Origin of the sequence: Caenibacillus caldisaponilyticus, from assembly GCF_002003465.1 — a bacterium.
Taxonomy (GTDB): domain Bacteria; phylum Bacillota; class Bacilli; order Bacillales; family Sporolactobacillaceae; genus Caenibacillus; species Caenibacillus caldisaponilyticus.
This window is the reverse complement of sequence record NZ_BDDQ01000098.1, coordinates 1-1,786: the sequence shown is the minus strand read 5'-3', so window position 1 is coordinate 1,786 and position 1,786 is coordinate 1. Positions and strand designations below refer to the sequence as shown.

3 protein-coding genes and 2 rRNA genes are annotated in these 1,786 nt (G+C 42.5%); 1 reads left to right on the top strand and 4 read right to left on the bottom strand.

Annotated elements, in window-relative coordinates:
- On the bottom strand, positions 1 to 218 hold a 218-nt coding region (locus CCB157_RS16340; protein ID WP_077616884.1), incomplete at its 3' end, for a transposase.
- A gap of 239 nt (positions 219 to 457) precedes the next feature.
- Here CCB157_RS16340 and CCB157_RS16335 point away from each other — a divergent pair.
- On the top strand, positions 458 to 835 hold the full coding sequence (locus tag CCB157_RS16335) for a hypothetical protein (protein WP_077616883.1): 378 nt from the start codon (positions 458 to 460) through the stop codon (positions 833 to 835).
- Here the strand turns inward: CCB157_RS16335 and CCB157_RS18510 are convergent.
- The 3 genes from CCB157_RS18510 to CCB157_RS17850 form a co-directional block, all read right to left on the bottom strand.
- Positions 803 to 1,117 carry a hypothetical protein gene (locus CCB157_RS18510; RefSeq protein ID WP_439951335.1) on the bottom strand — a complete coding sequence of 105 codons (315 nt, stop codon included), beginning with the start codon at positions 1,115 to 1,117 and terminating at the stop codon, positions 803 to 805. The two genes, CCB157_RS16335 and CCB157_RS18510, sit on opposite strands and share 33 nt — an antisense overlap.
- 342 nt (positions 1,118 to 1,459) lie before the next feature.
- Positions 1,460 to 1,576, bottom strand: a 5S ribosomal RNA gene (rrf, locus tag CCB157_RS16330).
- A gap of 58 nt (positions 1,577 to 1,634) precedes the next feature.
- Positions 1,635 to 1,786 (bottom strand): 23S ribosomal RNA (locus CCB157_RS17850); the annotation flags it as partial.

The window sequence follows — 1,786 nt, the reverse complement described above, 5'->3', positions numbered from 1 at the left end:
AACCGTCCCACCCGAGTCGTCAATTGCCGGGGATAAGACCCGTTTCGATAGCCTTTTCGCTCCTCTGTGCGCTCATAACGGCCGGCGCCAAGTTGATCCGTTAACTGGGCTTCAAGGATTTGATTCAAGACCTGTTCCAACAGTTTGGCCAGTCCTTGATCTTGCGACAAGAACCCGTGCAGGATTTCATCGCTTATTGTAATATTGTATTGAGCCATAGTTGCTTTCCTCCTTTTTGTTTTTTGTTTTGGTCAATGTCCATTCTATCAAAGGGAAAGCAACGTGGCTCTTTTTACATTTCCTTTTTACACAATTTTACGGACTCAACTTTCGGTTGACGTAGGTAACCTTTTGGTTAATCCAAGAAGGATAAATGGTAATACTGTAGAATAAAATAAAGACAAGAATTTTTTGCAAAAAAATGCTTAATATTGGAGGAAAGGGGGTAATTAAGAAGGTGAAAAAGATTACAATCAGCACCTTAATTTGTTTGGTAATAGCTGGAGGAACTATCACTGGTTTTCTTAATCCAACAGCAAATGCTGAAACACAAACTTTTACCGGCCATCCTTATGATTTAGACACTATTACTACTCGAACCATAAACTCTAACTATATTCAAAAACTTAGAGCTGAATTGAAAAAAGAGGGATACAATAATATAAAATCTATTGTTCTTGAACAGGATAGAAAAAAATCTGAAGTTATAATTCATATATCAGCCGATGAGTATAAAGGAGAACAAACCAAAAATACAATGGAAAAGGCAGTAAATCGTTTAGCCAAGGAAAATAAAATTGGTTCATTTTTGGTTTATATTAAAAATAGTTACTGACTTAGAAACTTCATAATCAGCTGATAATATTGTGTCCCAATCTCCGGCTCCATATATTACAACGTCACCGACGTTTGTATCACCTGTATCTGAGTCACTCGCGTCTGTATCACCAGTGCTCGTAAAAGCTGAAGTAGGAATCAATAACACTGCTGCTAAAGCAAAGATGAATGTTTTAAATCTCTTTTTCATAATACATTTCGCAATCACATCAAACGTGCCATTTGCAATTTCATCATCATCCGATATGTTGACCAAATCACCGTTTTCGGCATCTCCCAAATTAGTTCCTTGTGGATCTGCTTCAGTAAACCGCCATAACTAAATTACAGATTTCCTCTAACCCAAAAAAGACCGGGCGTATGCCCGTTTTTTCTTATGAATAATCTAGGTTTACGTTTCTGCGCCTGAAAACGGCGGTCTTGACCTTGAGACGATCACTCCGGAACGCTTTATAGACAATGATTTCGAGCGGTCTAAAAGACTTGGCCAAGCGCGGGCGAGCCATCGTCGCCAGCGCTGAACGCTGCTCTTTTCCCTTCCATCTGCATGCCCATCAAAAATGGTATGCGGGAATTCCGGCAAACAAAAAGAAGCCACTCGTGACAAGTGACTTCCTCTCTGGCCCGGCAACGTCCTACTCTCACAGGGGGTCGCCCCCCCATTACCATCGGCGCTGAAGAGCTTAACGGCCGTGTTCGGGATGGGAACGGGTGTGACCTCTTCGCCATCGTCACCGGACCTTTTTTCACTTGTGAAGGTTGCACCTTCAAAACTGATAACGAAGGTCCTGCATCGCTTGGTTAAGTCCTCGACCGATTAGTATCCGTCAGCTCCACGTGTCGCCACGCTTCCACCTCGGACCTATCGACCTCATCATCTCTGAGGGGTCTTACTGACTCGCGTCATGGGAAATCTCATCTTGAGGGGGGCTTCGTGCTTAGATGCTTY